The 20,660-nt window shown below is 69.8% G+C and carries 20 protein-coding genes and 1 pseudogene; 12 read left to right on the top strand and 9 right to left on the bottom strand.

Going from position 1 to position 20,660, the window contains the following annotated elements; all coding sequences use genetic code 11:
- Positions 1-149: 149 nt before the first annotated feature.
- A complete protein-coding gene (locus AAFF41_RS07325; RefSeq protein WP_319745800.1) occupies positions 150-2,165 on the top strand; it encodes an NADPH-dependent 2,4-dienoyl-CoA reductase in 2,016 nt (671 codons plus the stop codon).
- Between the two features lie 65 nt (positions 2,166-2,230).
- Positions 2,231-2,773, top strand: coding sequence for a PadR family transcriptional regulator (locus AAFF41_RS07320; RefSeq protein ID WP_266648221.1), 543 nt, complete (start codon positions 2,231-2,233; stop codon positions 2,771-2,773).
- A gap of 123 nt (positions 2,774-2,896) precedes the next feature.
- Here AAFF41_RS07320 and AAFF41_RS07315 read toward each other — a convergent pair whose 3' ends face one another.
- The 3 genes from AAFF41_RS07315 to AAFF41_RS07305 all read right to left on the bottom strand — a co-directional run bounded on the left by AAFF41_RS07315 (position 2,897) and on the right by AAFF41_RS07305 (position 5,708).
- Positions 2,897-3,472, bottom strand: coding sequence for a hypothetical protein (locus tag AAFF41_RS07315; protein WP_343323728.1), 576 nt, complete (start codon positions 3,470-3,472; stop codon positions 2,897-2,899).
- Between the two features lie 277 nt (positions 3,473-3,749).
- On the bottom strand, positions 3,750-4,682 hold the full coding sequence (locus AAFF41_RS07310) for a LysR family transcriptional regulator (protein WP_319745805.1): 933 nt from the start codon (positions 4,680-4,682) through the stop codon (positions 3,750-3,752).
- 21 nt (positions 4,683-4,703) lie between these two features.
- Positions 4,704-5,708 carry a fibronectin type III domain-containing protein gene (locus tag AAFF41_RS07305; protein WP_319745807.1) on the bottom strand — a complete coding sequence of 335 codons (1,005 nt, stop codon included), beginning with the start codon at positions 5,706-5,708 and terminating at the stop codon, positions 4,704-4,706.
- A 434-nt stretch (positions 5,709-6,142) separates the two neighbouring features.
- Between AAFF41_RS07305 and AAFF41_RS07300 the strand changes: the two genes are divergently transcribed.
- Entirely contained in the window at positions 6,143-6,829 is a 687-nt protein-coding gene (locus AAFF41_RS07300; protein ID WP_319745809.1) for a glycoside hydrolase family 75 protein, read from the top strand.
- 39 nt (positions 6,830-6,868) lie between these two features.
- Here the strand turns inward: AAFF41_RS07300 and AAFF41_RS07295 are convergent, their stop codons facing one another.
- A complete protein-coding gene (locus AAFF41_RS07295; RefSeq protein WP_343323727.1) occupies positions 6,869-7,633 on the bottom strand; it encodes an SDR family NAD(P)-dependent oxidoreductase in 765 nt (254 codons plus the stop codon).
- A gap of 164 nt (positions 7,634-7,797) precedes the next feature.
- Between AAFF41_RS07295 and AAFF41_RS07290 the strand changes: the two genes are divergently transcribed.
- The gene (locus AAFF41_RS07290) at positions 7,798-8,463 is read left to right on the top strand and encodes a TetR/AcrR family transcriptional regulator (RefSeq protein ID WP_343323726.1); all 666 of its coding nucleotides are present in this window, start codon (positions 7,798-7,800) and stop codon (positions 8,461-8,463) included.
- A gap of 189 nt (positions 8,464-8,652) precedes the next feature.
- Here AAFF41_RS07290 and AAFF41_RS07285 read toward each other — a convergent pair whose 3' ends face one another.
- The 5 genes from AAFF41_RS07285 to AAFF41_RS07265 all read right to left on the bottom strand — a co-directional run bounded on the left by AAFF41_RS07285 (position 8,653) and on the right by AAFF41_RS07265 (position 13,161).
- Positions 8,653-9,078 carry a PTS-dependent dihydroxyacetone kinase phosphotransferase subunit DhaM gene (locus tag AAFF41_RS07285; protein ID WP_319745815.1) on the bottom strand — a complete coding sequence of 142 codons (426 nt, stop codon included), beginning with the start codon at positions 9,076-9,078 and terminating at the stop codon, positions 8,653-8,655.
- On the bottom strand, positions 9,071-9,670 hold the full coding sequence (dhaL, locus tag AAFF41_RS07280; RefSeq protein WP_343323725.1) for a dihydroxyacetone kinase subunit DhaL: 600 nt from the start codon (positions 9,668-9,670) through the stop codon (positions 9,071-9,073). The genes AAFF41_RS07285 and dhaL overlap by 8 nt, the downstream gene beginning before the upstream one ends.
- Positions 9,671-9,736: 66 nt before the next feature.
- A complete protein-coding gene (gene dhaK, locus AAFF41_RS07275) occupies positions 9,737-10,729 on the bottom strand; it encodes a dihydroxyacetone kinase subunit DhaK (RefSeq protein ID WP_319745819.1) in 993 nt (330 codons plus the stop codon).
- A 909-nt stretch (positions 10,730-11,638) separates the two neighbouring features.
- A complete protein-coding gene (gene rpiA / locus AAFF41_RS07270; RefSeq protein WP_319745821.1) occupies positions 11,639-12,292 on the bottom strand; it encodes a ribose 5-phosphate isomerase A in 654 nt (217 codons plus the stop codon).
- 65 nt (positions 12,293-12,357) lie between these two features.
- Entirely contained in the window at positions 12,358-13,161 is an 804-nt protein-coding gene (locus tag AAFF41_RS07265; protein ID WP_319745823.1) for a Cof-type HAD-IIB family hydrolase, read from the bottom strand.
- A 362-nt stretch (positions 13,162-13,523) separates the two neighbouring features.
- Between AAFF41_RS07265 and ppgK the strand changes: the two genes are divergently transcribed.
- The 8 genes and pseudogenes from ppgK (at position 13,524) to AAFF41_RS07225 (ending at position 20,421) form a co-directional block, all read left to right on the top strand.
- Entirely contained in the window at positions 13,524-14,297 is a 774-nt protein-coding gene (gene ppgK, locus AAFF41_RS07260; RefSeq protein ID WP_319745825.1) for a polyphosphate--glucose phosphotransferase, read from the top strand.
- A 438-nt stretch (positions 14,298-14,735) separates the two neighbouring features.
- Positions 14,736-15,766 (top strand): annotated as a pseudogene (gene gnd / locus AAFF41_RS07255) (phosphogluconate dehydrogenase (NAD(+)-dependent, decarboxylating)).
- 5 nt (positions 15,767-15,771) lie between these two features.
- The gene (locus AAFF41_RS07250) at positions 15,772-16,125 is read left to right on the top strand and encodes a 6-phosphogluconolactonase (RefSeq protein WP_343323724.1); all 354 of its coding nucleotides are present in this window, start codon (positions 15,772-15,774) and stop codon (positions 16,123-16,125) included.
- Positions 16,126-16,189: 64 nt separating this feature from the next.
- Complete coding sequence (zwf, locus tag AAFF41_RS07245; RefSeq protein WP_343323723.1) at positions 16,190-17,599, top strand: glucose-6-phosphate dehydrogenase; 1,410 nt, start codon at positions 16,190-16,192, stop codon at positions 17,597-17,599.
- Positions 17,560-18,189, top strand: coding sequence for an FAD-dependent monooxygenase (locus AAFF41_RS07240; protein WP_343323722.1), 630 nt, complete (start codon positions 17,560-17,562; stop codon positions 18,187-18,189). Before zwf ends, AAFF41_RS07240 begins: the two co-directional genes overlap by 40 nt.
- 33 nt (positions 18,190-18,222) lie before the next feature.
- Positions 18,223-18,960, top strand: a complete 738-nt coding sequence (locus AAFF41_RS07235; RefSeq protein WP_319746091.1) for a DUF4142 domain-containing protein — start codon at positions 18,223-18,225, stop codon at positions 18,958-18,960.
- A 199-nt stretch (positions 18,961-19,159) separates the two neighbouring features.
- Entirely contained in the window at positions 19,160-19,369 is a 210-nt protein-coding gene (locus tag AAFF41_RS07230) for a hypothetical protein (RefSeq protein WP_319745833.1), read from the top strand.
- Between the two features lie 527 nt (positions 19,370-19,896).
- On the top strand, positions 19,897-20,421 hold the full coding sequence (locus AAFF41_RS07225) for a hypothetical protein (protein ID WP_319745835.1): 525 nt from the start codon (positions 19,897-19,899) through the stop codon (positions 20,419-20,421).
- The last annotated feature ends 239 nt before the right edge of the window (positions 20,422-20,660 follow it).

The raw sequence follows: 20,660 nt of genomic DNA, 5'->3' as shown, positions 1-20,660 counted from the left end.
CGAGGCGGGCTCGGCGAGCGCCCGGGTCCGCCCGTCGCCATGGAGCAGGGGCGGTCCTCAGTGAGTGACCTCCGTCATTGTGCAACTAGTTGCATAAGGCGTTGCCCGTCGTCTACAACAGACACACGACACCGCGCACGGAGGGCCCGATGAGCCGTTACCCGCACCTGATGAACCCGCTCGACCTGGGCTTCACCACGCTGCCCAACCGCGTGCTCATGGGCTCCATGCACGTGGGCCTGGAGGAGGCCGAGCGCGGCTTCGAGCGCATGGCGGAGTTCTACGCCACCCGGGCCCGCGGCGGAGTCGGTCTCATCGTCACCGGTGGCATCGCGCCCAACGACGCGGGACGGCCGTACGAGGGCGGCGCGAAGCTGACCACCGAGGCGGAGGCCGAGCAGCACACGGAGATCACCGCCGCGGTGCACCGCGAGGGCGGGAAGATCGCGATGCAGATCCTGCACTTCGGGCGCTACGCCTACCACCAGGACCTGGTCGCCCCGAGCGCCCTGCAGGCCCCGATCAGCCCCTTCCCGCCGCACGCGCTCACCGACGCCGAGGTCGAGCGGACCATCGACGACTACGCCCGCGCCGCCGAGCTCGCACAGCGGGCCGGGTACGACGGCGTCGAGATCATGGGCTCCGAGGGCTATCTCATCAACGAGTTCATCGCCGCGCAGACCAACAAGCGTGAGGACCGCTGGGGCGGCTCGTACGAGAACCGCATGCGCTTCCCCGTCGAGATCGTGCGGCGCGTGCGCGAGGCCGTCGGCGAGAACTTCATCATCATCTACCGGCTCTCCATGCTGGACCTGGTGCCGGGCGGCTCCACCCTGGACGAGGTGATCACGCTGGCCCGGGCCGTCGAAGCGGCCGGAGCGACGATCATCAACACCGGCATCGGCTGGCACGAGGCCCGTATCCCCACCATCGCGACCTCCGTGCCGCGCGGCGCCTACACCTGGGTGACCAAGAAGGTCATGGGCGCGGTCTCCATTCCCCTGGTGACCACCAACCGCATCAACACCCCCGAACTCGCCGAGCAGTTGCTCGCCGACGGCCACGCCGACATGGTGTCGCTGGCCCGGCCGATGCTCGCCGACCCCGACTTCGTGGCCAAGGCGGCGGCCGGGCGGCCGGAGGCCATCAACACCTGCATCGGCTGCAACCAGGCCTGCCTCGACCACACCTTCAGCGGGAAGATCACCTCCTGCCTGGTCAACCCGCGCGCCTGCCACGAGACGGAACTCGTCCTCGCGCCGACCCGGCTGCGCAAGCGCGTCGCCGTGGTCGGTGCCGGGCCCGCCGGCCTGGCCTGCGCGGTCTCCGCGGCCGAACGCGGCCACGACGTCACCCTCTACGACGCCGCGAGCGAGATCGGCGGCCAGCTCAACGTGGCCCGCAAGGTCCCCGGCAAGCAGGAGTTCGACGAGACGATCCGCTACTTCCGCACCCAGCTCGAACTGCACGGCGTGAACGTCCGGTTGAACACCCGCGTCGCCGCCGAGGACGTCCGCGCCTACGACGAGGTCGTGGTCGCCACCGGCGTCAGCCCGCGCACCCCCGAGATCCCCGGCGTCGACCACCCCAGCGTCCTCGGCTACCTCGACGTCCTGCGCGACGGCGCCCCCGTCGGCGACCGGGTCGCGATCCTCGGCGCCGGCGGGATCGGCTTCGACGTCGCCGAGTACCTGACCGACGGCGGCGACAAGGCGAGCGAGGACCCGTCGACGTACTTCCGCCACTGGGGCGTCGACATGGACTACCAGGCACCCGGCGGCCTCGCCGCACCCGAGCGCCCCGCCCCGCCCCGCACGGTCCACCTCCTCCAGCGCAAGGCCTCCAAGGTCGGCGCCGGACTCGGCAAGACCACCGGCTGGATCCACCGCACCGAACTCAAGCACCGGGGCGTCACCATGGTCCCGGGCGTCCAGTACGACCGGATCGACGACGCCGGACTGCACGTCACCGTCGAGGGCCACAGCCAGGTCCTGGAGGTCGACACCGTCGTGCTGTGCACCGGCCAGGAGCCGCGCCGGGACCTGTACGAGGAACTGTCCGCGGCGGGACGCAGCGTGCACCTCATCGGCGGTGCCGACGTGGCCGCCGAGCTGGACGCCAAGCGCGCCATCAAGCAGGGCACGGAGCTGGCGGCGGCGCTGTGACCGGCCGAGCCGCGGCCGGAGCGATCGCGCCCGGGGCCTCGGTCCGGCGTCCCTAGGATGACCCCATGTCACTCCCGCACGCGATCCTCACCGCCCTGCTCGAGAAACCGTCGTCGGGCCTCGAACTGACCCGGAGGTTCGACAAGTCGATCGGCTACTTCTGGTCGGCGACGCATCAGCAGATCTATCGCGAGCTGGGAAGACTGGAGTCCGAGGGCTACATCCGCGCCCTGCCGTCCGAACAGCCGGCCCGGGGACAGAAGAAGAGCTACGAGGTGCTGCCGGCGGGCCGCGACGAACTGGCCCGCTGGACCTCCGCGTCCCAGGATCCGAAGCCCATGCGGGACACGATGCTGCTGCGGCTGCGCGCCTCGGCCGTCGTCGGCACCGCGGGCCTCGCGACGGACCTGCGCCGCCATCTCGACCTGCACCAAAGGCAGTTGGCCGAGTACGAGGAGATCCAGAAGCGCGACTTCCCGCCCGGCAAGGACGCTCCCCAGGACCGGCTGCGGCATCTGGTGCTGCGGGCCGGGATCGACCTGGAGACCTTCTGGACCCAGTGGCTGACGCAAGCGCTGGACGAGTTCGAGCACCTCGACGAGCAGTAGGGGCCGTCCTCTCGATCGGAGTCGGCCGTCCAGCGGACCGGAGTCGGCCGTCCAGCGGACCGGAGTCGGCCGTCCAGCGGACCGGAGTCGGACGGACGGCCGCCGGTGCGACGGACCCCGTGATCAGAGCCGGTGGGGCTTGGCCCGGCGGCGCAGGTACCAGGCGGTCGCCACGACGCCCGACGCCACCAGCGCACCGCCGCCCACCAGTGTGGCGGTCCCGTAGTCCCTGGTGGCCCCGCCGAGACCGCCCATCACGCCGCGCGACGGCGAGGAGGGCAAGGAAGGCAAGGAGGTGGAGGAGATCCTCGGGGTCTTGGTGACCTTGGGGACCGCGCTGGTCGAGACGATGACGGACTGGGTACCGGCCGTCGTCCCGTCCTGGCAGACCACGACGACGGTGTAGGTGCCGGCGCTGACGTTGGACCAGACCGCCGACTGAGTGGCGCTCGTTCCGGACAACGGCATCTGGCGGCCTTGGGAGAAGTTCACCTGCCCATTGGCGAGCAGCGAGGCATTGCCGAAACTGCTGCCGTTGCTCGGGCAGGAATTGGTGGTGACCGACACGCTGGACCCGCTGGTGCTCACCGAGATCCCCGAACCGAAGGCGGCGGCGGACTGAGCGGTCATGGTGAGCGGAAGCGCAGCGACGGCGGCCACGGTCAGGCCGGAGCGGAGAAATATCTGAGAAGTACGCATAGGACTGCCCTCCAGCGGCACGGTTGGCGGTACATCCCATGCGCCGCCGAGGATTGGAAAGGCCCGTGCTGCCTCAGGGAGAGCCAATGCGCATCCGGCTCGGGGCGCACGTGGACGGGGACCGGGCAGGTGACGAATTCGTTCGTCCGGCGGATGAATCCCGCGTTGCGCTGGTGATTCTCTCTGGGCGGATGACAGATGACGGATGACGAAATTTGTTATCCGTCATCCGTCATCCGTCAGCTGTTATCCGCTATCTGCTATCTGCTCTCCGTCGTCACCACGTGCGGCCCGCGTGAAGCAGCCGCTCTCGGACAACTGCCACATGCGGGTTGTCCGACGCGCCCGGCCGCTGGGTGAGGTACCCGGTGTTGATGGGCGGTTCCTCGGGGGACAGCAGGGGCACCAGGGCACCGGAGGCCAGCGCGTCGAGGCACAGGTAGCGGGGGAGCACGGTGATGCCGGCGCCCGCGACCACCGCGGCCAGTACGCCCCGTAGGTCGGGCACCGTGATCGACGCCGGGCCGGTAAGCCGTACGCCGAACACGTGCCGCCAGTAGCGCCGGGCGATGGGCAGATCCTCGGCGTATGTCACCAGGGGCGCCCCGTGCAGCGCGGCGGGCCCCTCGGCCGCCACTCGGGCCGGGTCGATGCGCTCGGCCCACGACGGGGCGGCGACGAGCACGAACTCCTCGTCCATCAGCGGCACGGCGGTCAGGGTGCGACCGCGCGGCCGGGTCGTGGCGATGACCAGGTCGAAGCGGCCGCCGCGCAGCCCGTCCAGCAGCTCGTCGGTGAGGCCGGGAGTGACGCGCAGACGTACGCCCTGTGCGGTCAGCGGCGCCAGCGCGGGCAGGACACGCGTGCACAGCAGCTCGGCCGGGCCCGCCAGGTGCACCGGGTCCGGCGGCTGGTCCGCGCCGGCCCCGCGGCGGTCCGCGACCGCCGCGAGCGCGTCCAGGGGCGCGGCGACCTCCGCGGCGAGTTCGTCCGCCACCGACGTGGGCACCACGCCCCGTGGCTGCCGTTCGAACAGCTCCCGTCCCAGTTGCTCCTCCAGTGACCGCATCTGCGTCGTCACCGTCGGCTGGGACAGACCGAGCAGCCGCGCGGCCGCCGTGAACGACCCCGCGCGGTGCACGGCGAGGAAGGTGCGCAGCAGGGAGAGGTCCAGGGGAGCCGTCGAGGTATCGAGTTCGCTATGGGGCACGGAGGTGAGCCTACGGTTCGCCTATTTCGGGGTGCCGGCGTTCCCACCCTCGGCGGAGCCCGTCGTCACCGTCCGCTCCGCCGAGAACCCGCCCCAGGTGCCGTCCGGCAGCTTCGCCCTGATCCGCACCCGGTACGCGACCCCGGCCTCCCGCCCGACGTAGAAGCTGTAGGTGGCCCTTCCGCTGGGCGGTGTGCCGCCCCAGACGAGTGAGGTCGCCTGTCGGCCGTCCAGGTCGATCCGGTACTCCGTGACCACCCCGTCCGTCCGCGGTGGCAACCAGGACAGGTCGAGGTAGTACGCCCCGTCCGTGCGGTGGGAAGTCGCGCGGAACCCCGTCGGCGCGGTGCCACGGCCGTCGTCCGCGCCCGGCGCGGTGGTGAGCCGGACCGCGGCGCTCGCGGGGGAGAGGTTGTCCGCCGCGTCGCGGGCTCGCACGGTGAAGGCGTACGCGGTGCCGGGTCTCAGCCCGGTGACGACGGTCGCCGTCTGTCCGCCGCCCACGCTGTGGATCTTCGAGCCGCCTTGGTAGACGTCGTACGAGACCACGCCCCGGGCGTCCGCCGACGCCGACCACTCCAGTTGGGCCGCCCGGCTCCCGACGGCCCTGCCGTGCGGCCGTCCGGGGCGGGTCGGGGGCGTGCGGTCGGCGGCGACCGCGACCGGTGTGGTGGCGCGCACCGGCTCGCTGGAGGGTCCGGGGTTTCCGTCGGTGTTCAGGGCGCGGACCGTGAAGACGTACTTCGTGGACGGGGCCAATCGGGTGACGTCCACCATGTGTTCGTCGCCGGGCACCCGCTCGACCCGTGCGGTGCCGCGGTACACCTCGTAACCGGTGACCTTCACGTCCCCGGAGACGCGGTTCCACATGACGTGCACGCTGGTCGCGCTGCCCGCCGTCGCGGTGACCCCCGTCGGGGCCGGGGGCAGCCGCTCGCCCCCGGCGTCGGCTCCCGCACCTCCTCCTCCGCACGCGGTGAGGACGAGCAGCGAGCCGCAGATCAATCCAAGGGAAACGCGTCGCACCGGCCTGCCTTCCCTCGACGGGATTGGTCTGTACCTATAAGACACGGCTGGCGCGGCCACATCAAGGGGGCGGTGGCCGTTCGTCGGACCGTCCTCGGGCTACGTATGCTGATGCCTGACGCGGCGTGAACTCACCCTCTCGACAGGGGAGTTCGCGCCCACGGCGCGGACCGCTGTCGTCGCTGATGCCGCGCCGGCGAGGGCGGTCGAGAAGCCCGGGTCCACCACGGCTCGGGCTCTCGGCCGCAATGCACCCGCCGAATCCGCCGCGTACCCGCCGATCCGCGTGCACCCGCCGAATTCGCCGCGTACCCGCCGTGCCCCCGTCGGGCCCGCCGTGCACCGTCCGGCCCCTTCCCAGTGGACGTACCGTCAGAAACCCGCCAAATTTTGCTGAACAACCGTCAATGTCCCCCAGGAGAGAGTCCTTTATCGTGCGTGTTCAGTCGCTGACGCTGGTCGCGGCCGGCGTGGCCCTGCTCGCCCCCGCCCCGCTTCCCGCCGCCCGTCCGAGCCCGCTCGTGGCGGTGCGGGAAGGGAATGTGCGCGCCGCGGATCTGCTCGCCAAGGTCCGTGACTGCGTACCCGTCTCGAAGGGGCGCTATCGCTCCGACGCCCGCAGCCGCGCCGAGATTCCCGTCTGCGGCGCGCGGGGCGCGGTGTTCTGGAAGGCCGACATGGACATCGACTGCGACGGCCGCCCAGGGCTCCTGTGCAACGGGCGGACCGACCCGCTCTTCTCCGGGACCACCGCGTACCAGCAGTCCGACGGGCGGTATCTGAGCGCCGAGACCCTCCCGTACGTCGTGGTGCCCACACCCAGTGGCATCTGGGACCACCGCGCCCACGGCATCCGAGGCGGCTCGGTGGTCGCGGTGATCTACCGGGACCGGGTCGAGTACGCGGTGGTCGGCGACACCGGACCGCGCGAAATCATCGGCGAGGCCTCGTACGCCACCGCCAAGGCGCTCGGGATTCGCCCCGGCCCGCACGGTGGCGGGACGAGTTCCGGGGTCACCTACATCGCCTTCAAGAACTCCCGGGTGTCGCCCATCGAGGATCACGCGGCAGCCGTGACAGTGGGTGAGCGGCTGGCCCGGAAGTTCGTGCGCGGCGGCTGAGCGGCCGCGATGGGGAGGTCCGTCAGGCGATGGAGGGCGTCAGACCGCCGACCAGCCGTTGTCGACGGGCAGGATCGCGCCGTTGATATTGCTCGCCGCGTCGGAGGCGAGGAACAGGATGGCGGCGGCCTGCTCCTCGGCCTCGGCCGCGGTGCCCACATTGCCCAGGTACGAGGCGAGGACCTGCGGGCCGAGGGCGTCGCGGTCGGCGTCCACGGCGATGGCGGTCTTCGTGCCGCCGGGGGCGATGGCGTTGGCCCGGATGCCCTTGTTGCGGTACGTCACGGCGAGGGACTTGGTGAGGCCCGCGATGCCGTGCTTCGAGGCGGTGTACGCGGCGCCCGCGGCGCTGCCGCGCAGGCTGGCCTCGGAGGCGGTGTTCACGATGGCGCCCTTGCCCGCCTCCAGCATGTGCGGGAGCACCGCACGGGTGAGCAGGAAGGGAGCGGTGAGGTTGACCCGGATGACCCGCTCCCACTCCGCGTCGCCGACCTCACCGGCCGCCGACATGCGGTCCATGATCCCGGCGTTGTTGACCAGCACGTCCACCCCGCCGAACTGCTCCACGGCGGTCGCGGTCACCCGGTCGACCACGGCCTGCTCGCTCAGGTCGCCCGTCACGGCCACGGCGGTGCCACCGGCCGCCACTATCTCCCCGACGACCTTCTCGGCGCCCCCGGCGTTGAGGTCGGCCACCAGGACACGGGCGCCCTCCGCGGCGAAGGCCAGGGCGGTGGCCCGCCCGATCCCGGAGCCCGCTCCGGTGACGATGACGCAGCGGCCGGCCAGTCCAGTGGTGCTCATGACGTGCTCCCAGAAGTGCGTACGTGATGCGACGAGGTCGTCGTGCGCCACACGGTACGACTTAATGTCTCTCCATGACATAAAGTCGGGAGCCGTTTTCGAGATCGTTAGAATCGCGGCAGCCCGGGCGACAGCCGCCCGTCGTCGAGTCGAGGGAGTCGCCAGTGCCGGACGGCGCGATCACCGAACCCCCCGGCCGGGGCCGCGGCCGCACGGGCCGGCCACCGCTGACCGAGCGGCGCAAGGCCGAGATCCGGCTGGAGATAGCCCGCGCCGCGGTGGAACTGTTCGTCGCCCAAGGGGTGGCCGCGACCACCGGGGAGCAGATCGGGCAGGCCGTCGGCGTCTCTGCGCGAACCGTGTGGCGTTACTTCCCGAGCAAGGAAAGCTGCGTGAGCCCGCTGTTCGCGGCCGGGATCGACGCGATCGCCGCCTCCCTGCGGGCCTGGCGCCCCGACCGGCCGCTCGAGGACGCCTTGGAACGGGCGGCCACGACCGGCGATCCCTCGACGCCCCGACCGCACCTGCCCAAGATCCGGGCGCTGATGAGACTGACCCGGACCGAGCCGGGCCTGCGCGCCGTCTGGCTCCAGGCGCACGACGAGGCCGAGCCGGTCTTCGCCCGCGCCCTCGCCGACCGGGCCGGCTTGCCCGCCGTCGACCTGCGCTCGGAGATCCAGGCCGCCATGCTCAACAGCGCCCTGCGCACGGCGGTCGAGCACTACGCGTGGCGCACGGACGAGGAGCAGCCCGACCCCGCGGTGGCGGAGGCCGAACTGGTGTCGACCGTGCGCTCGGCCCTCGCCATCGTCGCGGAAGGGCTCGCCTGAGGGCTGAGCCGACCGCCGAGGCCTCCGTGCCCCAGCGCTCAGACCTCCGGCCCGCGCGTTCAGACCTTCCGGCCCACGCGTTCAGACCTCCCGGCCCCCGCGATCAGCCCTTCCGACCCCGCGTTCAGACCTCCCGGCCCGGCGATCACCTCTTTCGGTCCCCGCACTCACACGCTCCAGCCCCTGCTCTCACGCCTTCCGGTAGGTGTACGCCTCCGCGGCCGCCGCCTCGACCGCCGCGAGGTCGGCTCCGGCCGAGGCCGTGACCACCGCGGCCACCGCGCCCTCGACGAAGGGCGCGTCCACCAGGCGGCTGTTGGCGGGGAGCTCGTCCCCCTCCGCCAGCAGGGCCTTCACGGTGAGGACCGCGCTGCCCAGGTCGGTGAGCACGGCGACCCCGGCGCCGCGGTCCACCGAGGCGGCCGCCGCGGAGATCAGCTCGGCGCTGGTACCGAGACCGCCGTCCACCGTGCCGCCGGCCGCGGCGACGGGAGCGGTCGTCTCGCCGCCCGCGAGTCCCGTCGCCAGCTCGGCCACCGAGGCGGCGACGGCGGCGCTGTGGGAGACCAGCACGATGCCGACGAACTGGTTCGTGCTGTCCGGGGATTCACTCATCGCGGGCCTCCATGAGCGCGCCGATCAGCAGGGACGAGGACGTGGCACCCGGATCCTGGTGCCCGATGCTGCGCTCACCCAGGTAGCTGGCCCGACCCTTGCGGGCCTGGAGCGGTGTCGTCGCGACGGCACCCTCCTCGGCGGCCGTCTTCGCCGCGCCGAAGGACTCGGCGAGCGCGTCCACCGCGGGCACCAGCGCGTCGATCATGGTCTTGTCGCCGGGCGCGGCTCCGCCCAGCGCCATCACCGCGTCCACGCCCGCGCGCAACGCGTCCGTGAACTGTTCCTCGGTGACCTCCGCGGCGTCCCCGAGGGCCTTGCCCGTACGGCGGAGCAGGGTGCCGTACAAGGGACCCGACGCGCCGCCGACCGTGGAGATCAGCCGGCGTCCGGCGAGAGTGAGCACGGCGCCGGGGGTGTCCGGCGCCTCCTTCTCCAGCGCGGTCACCACGGCGGTGAAGCCGCGCTGCAGATTGCTGCCGTGGTCGGCGTCGCCGATCGGCGAGTCCAGAGCGGTGAGTCGCTCCGCCTCGCGATCCACGGACGCGGCGGTCGCCGTCATCCAACGGCGGAAGAACTCGGCGTCGAGCACAGAATCTCCTTGCGTGGTACGAACGTTGACCGGGCGGGGGCGACATCGTGCCGATGCCGCCGGGATTCACACGCCCCAGCGCAACGCGGGCGTCTTCACCGGCGCGTCCCACAGCCGCAGCAGTTCCTCGTCCACCTGGCACAGCGTCACCGAGGCGCCCGCCATGTCCAGCGAGGTGACGTAGTTCCCGACCAGCGTGCGTGCCACGGGCACCCCGCGCTCGGTGAGCACCCGGGTCACCTCCGCGTGGAACCCGTAGAGCTCCAGGAGCGGCGTCGCGCCCATACCGTTGACCAGCAGCAGGACGGGATTGCGCGGGTTCAGGTCCTCCAGGATCGCGTTGACCGAGAAGTCGGCGATCTCGTGCGAGGTCATCATCGCGCGCCGCTCCCGGCCCGGCTCGCCGTGGATGCCGACGCCGAGCTCCAGCTCCCCCGGCGGGAGGTCGAAGGTGGGGCTGCCCTTGGCCGGCGTGGTGCAGGCGCTCAGTGCGACACCGAAGCTGCGGGAGTTCTCGTTGACCTGCCGGGCCAGCGCCTGCACCCGCTCCAGCGGCGCGGCCTCTTCGGCCGCGGCGCCCGCTATCTTCTCCACGAACAGGGTCGCGCCGGTGCCGCGCCGCCCGGCGGTGTACAGACTGTCGGTGACGGCGACGTCGTCATTGACGAGGACCTTCGCCACCTGGATGCCCTCGTCCTCGGCGAGCTCGGCCGCCATGTCGAAGTTGAGCACGTCCCCCGTGTAGTTCTTCACGATGAACAGCACGCCCGCGCCGCTGTTCACGGCCGCCGCCGCGCGCAGCATCTGGTCCGGCACCGGTGACGTGAAGACCTCGCCAGGACAGGCCGCCGACAACATCCCGGGGCCCACGAAACCACCGTGCAACGGTTCGTGCCCCGACCCGCCGCCGGATACGAGTCCCACCCTGCCGGGCACCGGGGCGTCCCGCCGTACGATCACCCGGTTGTCCACATCCACCGTCAGCTCGGGATGCGCGGCCGCCATACCCCGCAGCGCGTCCGCGACCACCGTCTCCGCCACGTTGATGAGCATCTTCATGGATACCTCCTGGTGAGACTAAAAGGTGAGCCTCTGACCTCTATTTTTGCAGGTCAGACCATGTTGGGCGAGCAAATGATCTTGGCGGTTCAGGCTGGTCGGGGGCGGGTTCCGGCGGTGCTGACGCCGACCCGGCGCCGACTTCGGTGGCGGGGTGTCGGATGGGGCCGGCATGCATACGGATCGACCCGAGAAGCCTGCCCGGGAAGAGTCGGCGCCGGGGATGCGGTGATCATCGGTGCGCATGCGAGCGGAAACGTCTGCGGCTGTTCGGCTGCCGGGCGAAGCCCGCCCTCGGGGCGGACTGTGGAGACACTGTCCGACGGAGTGTTCATCGGAGGCGCGGAGGGCTCCGGCGCGAGTGTAGTAAGCACTTCGTGTCTCGATCCCAGGCTCGGGCGTGTTCCCCATTCCATGCAGGCCTGGTGGTGGAGAAGTCTGTTACGGCCCGCTGAACCGAGCATCCCCGAAATTCTGGCTGGCTGCCAGATGTCGTGAAGAGGGTCCGAGGGGACGGCAGCCGCAGCCGTGGCGGGGTCGCATTCGGTGGAGGGATCGTCGCGTGGTGGAACTTCATCGGGCGGTTTGGAGCGCGCGTCCGTAAGACGTGGTTGGTGCGCCCTGGGCAGGAGCGACCCAGAGGAAGGGGCGCGTCTCGGGGTGGTCGATTCCGGCCGGGCTGCAACGTTGCACGTGAAGGCGTCTGTGACCAGGTCTGATCAGGCACGGCTCACCGCCAAAGGGCACCCATGGCCTCCTCGTTCATTCGGCACGGCGCACGCCCACCCCCACTCATCACGGTGGGCCGGGAATCAAGCAGGTGCGGGAACCGGTGGCAGAGAAGCTGGCGGAGGACCGGACGTCGGAGCGGAGGGGACACAGGGCAGACCGTCCACACCGAATATCCTCTCATCCACGGGACTTGGCATGATTGTGGTGCTCGACCGAGTCGCCGCGGGCGACGAATACGTCGGCGACCAGCGTCGGAGGGAACAGGCCGTGCTCGACGACGCCGGGGGTGGCGCCGAGCAGCGCCGCCAGGCCCGCGGGGTCGTCGACGGCACCGTGGTGGTCCGCGATGACGCCGCCGTCGGGGCTGCGTGGCACGTCGCGCAGGGAGACCGGGTGGAGCAGGCGCATGGTCGCGGCCAGCCCGAATGCGAGCAGCTCGAGCGGGACCGGCGGGTGCAGCGCTGTCACTCGCTTGCTCGAGTCGGCGATCACGACGAAGCGGGCAGCGGCCGCCGCGACAATCTTCTCCCTGGTGTGCGCGGCGCCGCCGCCCTTGACCAGCCAGCCGTCCGGCGTTATCTGGTCCGCACCGTCAATCGCGATGTCGAAGCGGTCGATGCTGCCGAACGGTTCAACCCGCAGATCGAGCATCAGGGCCGCCTCCTCGGTCTGCGGCGACGTCGCGACACACCGCAGTGACAGACCGCGGCGGGCCAGCGCAGGCAGGAGGTGGGCGACGGTCGAGCCGGTGCCGAGGCCGATGGTCATGCCGTCCTCTACCAGCTCGGCCGCGGCCTCGGCGGCACGTTGCTTCTCATGCTCGACGCTCACGGTCCTCCTCCTTGGGCCAGGTCTCAGGTTGAGGGCGGCCAGGCCCGGGCTTGCGGTGCCGCGGGTCAGAGGACGAACTGCTCGACCGCGTTCGCGAAGCCCTCCTCCTCGTTGCTCGTCGTCACCCGCCTGGCCGCGCGCTGGACCTCGTGGCTTGCGTTGCCCATCGCGATGGACAGTCCCGAGTGGGCGAACATCAGTACGTCGTTGGGCATGTCGCCGATCGTGGCGATCTGGTCGGGGGAAATCTGGAGCTTGGCCGACCAGTACTTGACGACACCGCCCTTGTTGGCCTGCGGATGGGTCACATCGAGGTAGTAGGGCTGCGAACGGGCGGCCGAGACATGGTCGCCGAACTGCGCGCGAGCTGCGACCGCGGCCGCCTCGACGACCTGGTGGTCATCGCTGACCCCGACGACCTTGGCGGTGCCCTGCTCGAGACCGTCGAAGTCGGGGACGAGCGTCGGCGCGAACTGCACCGTCCAGCTCTCGCGATCCACGTGCGGCCCCTTCACGTCGCGGACGTACCAGTCGGCACCCCGGTAGATCCAGACGCTGAGGCCGAACGACTCCATCAGCGCGACGACCGGGGCCACCACCTCCGCGGGAATGACCTGCTGTTCGACGACGGTCATATCCGGGTTGACGATGAGACCACCGTTGAAGGCGGCGAGTTCAGTGGTCAGGGCCAAGGGCTCGATGATCATGGACATGCCGCGGGGTGGTCTCCCGCTGGTCACCGCGAAGAGGACGCCTGCGTCGTGGAGCTTGTGGACCGCACGGACGGCGCGGTCGGTGAGGACCTTGTCGCTCGTGACCAAGGTGCCGTCGACGTCGGCAAGAAGCAGGCGGATCGGGGTGGTTGGCATCACGCCTCCGTAAGCTCTGGTCGCGGCCGGTCCGGGTGGGAAGAGGCAACGGCTCATGGATGCGGGGGCCTGTGGGACGGGTTCGCAGTCGGCTTGATTTCCGAAAGTTGCTGGAGGGTACCGTCGCGGTCGGCAACGAGTCGCAGTCGCGTTCCTCTCGAACAGAGGGGGAAGGTCAATGCTCTTCAGGGCGCGCAATGCTTGGGTATACCCCTTGGGTTTCGATATAACCCTGTAAGAGTGATGTGGCGAATATAAAGGACATGTGCGAGCGTTGAGGATTACATGGCGAAGCTCTTATGGGGCCTGACGTCCAAAATTCACACAACGCATTTTGGGCCGGCCCCTGAGGGGAGCGGGCAGTGGCGCAGGCGAGTCTGGACAAGACGGCCCACGTGGTGGGGATCGACATCGGCGGAACCGGTATCAAGGGAGCGCCGGTCGACCTCGAGCTCGGCAGCCTCATCGGTGAGCGGGTCCGGATCCCGACCCCGCATCCGGCGACCCCGGGGGCAGTCGCGGACGTGGTCGTGCAGGTGCTCACCCAGATCGGCGTCCCAGGGCCGGTCGGGCTGACGCTCCCGGCAGTCATCCGGGGAGGCAAAGTCCAGACGACGTCCAATATCGACCCGGCCTGGATGGAGACGGACGCGGCCCAGCTCTTCGCACGAGCGACCGGCCGCGACGTGAGGGTGGTGAACGACGCGGACGCGGCCGGGATCGCCGAGATGCGCTTCGGCGCCGGCAAGGGACGCAAGGGCGTCGTCGTGATGGTGACGCTCGGCACCGGTATCGGCAGCGCCGTCTTCTCCGACGGGTTCCTGGTGCCCAACAGCGAGCTGGGGCACCTGCCGTTGCACCACGAGGATGCCGAGGACTGGGCCGCGGAGTCGGTGCGCGAGCACGACGACCTGTCCTGGAAGAAATGGGCGCACCGTCTGGAGAAATATCTCGAGCTCGTCCAGCGGCTGTTGTGGCCCGACCTGATTGTCATCGGCGGCGGCGTCAGCAAGAAGGCCGACAAGTTCCTGCCGTACCTCGAGCTCAGGACCGAGATCGTACCGGCGCAGCTGTTGAACGATGCGGGCATTGTCGGCGCGGCGCTCTTCGCCCCGGCCGGGAAAGCTCAACCCTAGTCTGCCGCACTCGACATGAGCGCAGAGGCGGCACCTTCAGGGAGGCTCGCGTTGAGCAACAAGGACCTGGAAACACTTTCCGTCAACACGATCCGCACTCTGTGCATGGACGCCATCCAGGCGGCCGACTCCGGCCGTCCGGGGACGCTGCTCGCCTACGACACGCAGCGAACGGTGGCGGACGCCAAGGCACCGCACGCAAGGGCCGCCCGGCGCAACCTCTTCAGCGAGATCCCCGGGACGCCCGAGGGGCTGCCGGAGATCGAGGAGGCCATCGCCTCGGGCGTTCCGTTGAGTGGGGCGTCGAGCTCGGCGACGTGCTTGCTGTCGCGATCATCCCGCAGCTCGAGAGCGCGACCGACCCCGAACGCGGACACGACTCGTCCACGAACGCGCTGATGCGGCACTACCGCACGCTCAAGGACTAGGAGGCGCCAGATGGCGACAGACAAGCCCATGCAGCTCGGGATGATCGGGCTCGGCCGGATGGGGGCGAACCTGGTGCGTCGGCTGATGAGAGACGGCCACAGTTGCGTCGTGTCCGACGTCGACGCCGACGCCGTCGCCGAACTGGTCGGCGAGGGCGCGACGGGCGCGGACTCACCCGGGACTTCGTCGCGAAACTGGACAAGCCACGGGCCGTATGGCTCATGCTTCCGGCCGCGATCGTCGACTCCATCCTCGGCCAGCTCGAGCCGTTGCTGGAGCCCGGTGACATCCTGATCGACGGCGGCAATTCCTACTACCGCGACGACATCACACGCGCCAAGCGTCTTGCCGACAAGTCGCTGCACTATGTCGACTGCGGGACCAGCGGTGGGGTCTGGGGCCTGGAGCGCGGCTACTGCTTGATGATCGGCGGTGAGGACGAGGTCGTGGCCCATCTGGACCCGATCTTCAAGACGATCGCTCCCGGCGAGGGCTGCGCCGAGCCGACGCCGAGCCGGACCCGTACCGACGGCACCGCCCCGCTCGGGTACCTGCACTGCGGGCCGAACGGCGCCGGGCACTTCGTGAAGATGGTCCACAACGGGGTCGAGTACGGGATGATGGCCGCGATCGCCGAGGGCCTCAGCATCATCAAACGCGCGGACGTCGGCAAGGGCCGGCAAGACGTCGACGCGGAGACGACGCCCCTGCGCGACGCGTGGGCCTACCAGTACGACATCGACGTCGGAGAGGTGGCCGAGGTCTGGCGGCGCGGCTCGGTCGTCGGCTCGTGGCTGGTCGACCTGATCGCCGACGCCTTCGCCGGCTCGCCCTCCCTCGACGGCTTCGCCGGGCGGGTCTCCGACTCCGGGGAAGGCCGTTGGACCGTCCTCGCCGCGGTGGACGAAGGCGTCCCGGCACCGGTCATCACCACCTCGCTCTACGAGCGCTTCGAGTCCAGGGAGGCCGGGGAGTTCACCGACAAGATCCTCTCGGCGATGCGCTCGGAGTTCGGCGGGCACGCCGAAAAGAAGGGCTGAGGGCTGTGCAGCACGAACTCCAAGTCGTCGCCGACCCCGATGCCGTCGCCGGCACCGCGGCGGCGTTCGTGGCGCGGCTGGCCCGGACCTGCGTGCAAGCCCACGGCCGATTCACGTTCGCCGTCAGCGGGGGGCACACGCCATGGGCGATGTTCGCGCGGCTCTATCCTGCGCTCGCCCGCGCCCAGCAAGTGCTCTGGTTCATCACCGGAGCGGACAAGCGCGAACCGCTCTCGAGGCTCGTTGCGGGAGACCGGTCGATTCCCGCCGGCCGGGTCGAGGCGGCGGCGTCGCTCGTCCTCGCGGACACGGCGGCCGGCCAGGTCCCGGCTCGCGCCGGCGCCCAGCCGCCAGCATGACCATGACGCCCGACCCTCATGACGCCCGACCCTAGTGCCGTGCCGGCCCCGTAAGGGGGATCAGATGGCTTTGAACTCGTCGAACGTTCCCGCAGACGTGCTGGTCATTTTCGGGATCACTGGCGACCTCGCGCGAAAGATGACGTTTCGCTCGCTCTATCGGCTTGAGCGGCGCAAGCTGCTGACCTGCCCGATCGTCGGCGTGGCGCGCGACGGTTGGTCCGACGACGCGCTGCGTGACCACGCCCGCGCGGCGATCAAGGCAGCGGGCGAGCCGCTCGACGACAGCGTCTTCGCCCGGTTCGCCGCCCGACTCAGCTATGTGCAGGGCGATTACGCCGACGAGGAGACGTTCCATCGCCTCGCCCGGGAGGTCGACGGCAGGCGACACCCCGTTTTCTACCTGGAGATCCCACCGTCGCTGTTTGCCCGGGTGGTCGGGGGCCTGGCAGGCGTCGGGCTGACCAAGGGCGCCCGGGTTGTCGTGGAGAAACCGTTCGGGCACGACCTCGCGTCGGCGCGCGCCCTCAACGCCGAGCTGCGTCAGCTCCTCGACGAGGATCAGCTGCTGAGGATCGACCACTTCCTCGGCAAAGAGCCGGCGATGGACATCCTGTTCCTGCGGTTCGCCAACTCCGTGTTCGAGCCGGTGTGGAACCGCGACCACGTCTCCTGCGTGCAGATCACCATGGCCGAGGACTTCGGGGTCGAGGACCGCGGGCACTTCTACGACCCGGTCGGCGCGCTCCGCGACGTCGTGCAGAACCATCTGCTGCAGCTGCTCGCCCTGGTGGCGTCCGAGCCGCCGTCAGCCGCCGACGCGGACGCGCTCCGAGACCGCCGGGTTGATGTGTTCCGGGCGATCCCCGACGCCGACCCGGCCCACTACGTCCGCGGGCAATACGAGGGGTACGTGCAGGTCCCCGGCGTGCGGCCGCACTCGCGCACCGAGACCTTCGTCGCGTTGCGGCTGGAGGTCGAGAACTGGCGCTGGTCCGGGGTGCCGTTCTTCATCCGCGCCGGCAAGTCGCTCCCCGAGCGAGTGACCGAGATCCGGATCATGTTCAAGCGCCCGCCGCGGCTTGCGTTCGCGGAGCGGTTCGCGCCCGAGCCCGACCAGTGGATCCTGCGGATCGATCCGAGCCCTGGCATGAACTTCTGTATCCAGGCCAAACAGCCGGGCAAGCAGGCCACGCAGCTGGTGGACCTCGACCTCCTCTTCGCGGCCGAGCTGGGTGAGGCACCCGAACCGTACGAGCGCCTGCTCAGTGATGCAATGCAAGGCAACGCGAGCCTGTTCACCCGAGAGGACTCGGTGGAGGAGACGTGGCGAATCGTCCAGCCACTGCTGGAGGCGCCCGGCGACCCCGAGCGCTACCGGCAGGGAACCTGGGGACCGACGGCCGCGAACAAGCTCGTCGCCGGATATCCGCGATGGCACGAACCATGGCTGCCGGCGAGCTCTCCCGACTGACACGGCCGCGCCCGGACCCGGTGCGCGCAGGGTATGAACACCGGCATCCAGACGCGCTGAACCCGGGCCGGCAGCTCGCCGTCGTCTGCCAGGGTGCCGCACCTGAGGAACTGCTGGAGACCTACGAGGCCGAGCGCGTCCCGGTCTGCCCCAACGTCCTGCGCTTCACCGACCGCGCCTTCACCATCGCCACCAGCCGCAACGAGGCGGAAACGCCTGCCTACCTCCGGCCGCGTCGCAAGCACAGACGGCTCGGTCACGCTGAGCGCCACCGGCACGCTCATCCCGACGGCATCGTCGCCGAACTGAAGCATCTCGGACATGAGCCGCAACACTCCTGGTCGCGCCGCAGGACACCCCCACTGCCCGGCCATCCTCGCCTTGAACCCGCCCTGACACCGGAACATCCGAGGATGCCGCGCGCCGTCGTCCCGCACACTCACGCCCCTCCCACCGCCCGCAGCCGAAGAACCCTCCCCGGGGCGCCGTTCATGAACCATTTTCCGGGCCGAGTGAACCTGAACGGCACCGCGCCCGTAATGCTCTTCGTCCGCCCCAGTCGGGCGATGACGAATCGGCGGATTTCTTGACGGGCAGGAGGAACGGTGCAGCGTTCGCTGAACATGGTGGGCGGTATCTTCGTAGGGGGCGCGCTGGCCCTGACACTGGGCGCGCTGGTCTACCCGTCGATGCTCGGAGTTGACACCGTGTCGACCTCGAACGACCGGATCATCGCCAACACCCAGTGGGGGCCGTTGACCGAGGGGGACCGGGCCTTCGTGGTGGCGGTGCGCGCTGCCGGTTTGTGGGAGCACCCGGTGGGGCAGATCGGGCTCCAGAAGGGGCAGAGCAAGGGGGTCCTCACCGCCAGTCAGCACCTGGTCGACGGGCACGCGGCGCTGGACGAGACCTGCCGCAAGATCGCGCCGATGCTGAACGTGACGCTGCCCAACGTGGCCAGTCCGCAGCAGGAAGGATTCGTCACCACCCTCAAGGCGGACAGCGGCAAGCAGTTCGACATCGACTTCGCCAACATTCTTCGCCAGACGCACGGTTCGATCTTCAACACCGTGGCAAAGATCCGCTCGACGACGAAGAACACGCTGGTGCGCGCCCTGGCCGACCAGGCCAACGACACCGTCCTGGACCACATCACGGTGATGGAGAAGACCGGCCTGGTCGACTTCGACACCACGCTGTTCAAGCAGACCACCCCGCCGAAGCTGCCCAAGTCGGACATGACCCCGCCGGTCCCGCCCGCCGGCCAGCCCGTGATCGTCCTCCCTCCGCCGCCGAACGCCACGTCCACCCCGGTGGACCTGGGCCCGGCATTGAACGGCCAGTCCGCCAACGGCAGGTAGGCGCTGTTTCTCGGGTCTCCCGACGTGGGTGGGGTGTGGGGGTCAGGCCGGCTGTAAGGGGCGTGGGGATCTGGCGAATGCGGAGTGGGATCGGCTGACGGGCAAGAGCTCCTGCCTGGCGTCACCGTGAACATCGGCGGCGGAGAGTAGACCCGGCTCACCCACCGGACCGAAGGGCACCGCCACCGGCGAACTCCCAGTGCCCAGCCGCAGGGCCGAGTTCTGGATCAAGCAGGTCGAGTCACTCGAGGGCTACGACCTCTACAAGCCGACGAAGACCTTCACCGCCGAGCCGGGCGCCCCGGCCACTGTGACCGTCACCAGCGCCGAGACCGCCACCACGCCCGAGCACCGAGAAGCCGGCCGAGAGCGCCTCCGGCGGGTCAAAGGCCACCCCGACGGCCACTGACCTTTCGATCGTCCCCGTCCGCGGACGGGGACGGACTCCGCGTCACCGAAGGCCCCGGCCGGCTCCCTCGCCCGCACCGGCGCCGACACCACCGTGTGGATCCTCGGCGGCGCCGGACTCCTGCTCGCCGGCGGCATCGGCGCGGTTGTCGCCGTGCGAGGACACAAGGACTCCGGGTCCGAGCAGGATGAGAGCGACGAGACCAGCTGCTCAGATCAGGCAAGCAGCAGGCCCCCCCCGGACTCACGCTCAGTCCTGGAGGCGTGGTGCGCATCAGTGCTCCTGCGCGATCGCCTGCGCGTCTTCGCGGGGTTCGAGTGACAGGGTGGACGTGCCTTCCTACGGTGGCGTAGTCCACGCCGAGGTGGACAAGTGCGCTGGGGTCACAGCCGCAACCGGGTGAAACACCCCCCGGATCGAATTGCGACAGATCAGTTACGGGTAATTGCTGATGGCCTCCATTTGGCCTGGATCCATCATGCTCTGACGCCAAAACGAACTGCGCGTATCGAGGAAGGACTCCGACCATGAGAAAAAGAGTCATCTGGACGGTCGCTCTAGTGACTGCCTCCGCCTCTCTTGTCACCCCGGCAGCAGCCACCCAACGTGGGCATGACCATCACACCTGCCACGTCTCAAACGCCGCCAACCCCAATAGGGGTGACTGTTTCGTAGAGTTCGGCGTGCAGTTCGCACAGGTGAAAAAACTCAACCTCGGGGGGCCGCCTGGGCCGAGTCTCGGCGACGAGATGATTTTGAGCCTTGACGTGTTTCAGAATGGTCGGAAGATCGGTGTCGGGGACGGCACCTTCACCACGACGCGGGTCACTGGTTCAGGGCCCAACGCGGTGGTCGAATCGCAAGGGATTTTCACCCTGCGGCTGCCCGATGGGCAATTGAGCATTCAGTTCATTCAGCTCCGTGACAATGAGCAGATCCTACCTGTTGCCGTCACGGGTGGCAGCGGAGTCTTCCGCGGGGCCGGAGGCGACGGGACTATCACGAAGGGCAACAACTCCGGCGTCGTCAGGCTGCACCTCCAGTTCGCGTAAGGCCGCCCTGGGAATGACGCGCCTTGTCCGCTCTGCGCCCGCACTGTGCTCACCGTGGCCAAGCACGTCAATCGGCGGGGAACCACGGGCAAGACCGGGGAACCACGGTGTGCCCAAACGAGAGCGGCCCCCGACCGATGCACCTGGTCAGGGGCCGTTCCTCTGCGGTGGGTGTGAGATTTGAACCCACGGTGACATCGCTGCCGGGCCTGCGTCGGGAGCGGATGGGCGACCTACCG

Source organism: Streptomyces mirabilis (assembly GCF_039503195.1).
Taxonomy (GTDB): domain Bacteria; phylum Actinomycetota; class Actinomycetes; order Streptomycetales; family Streptomycetaceae; genus Streptomyces; species Streptomyces mirabilis_D.
Note: the sequence above shows the minus strand (reverse complement) of the source record. Positions and strands in the feature narration are given on the sequence as shown.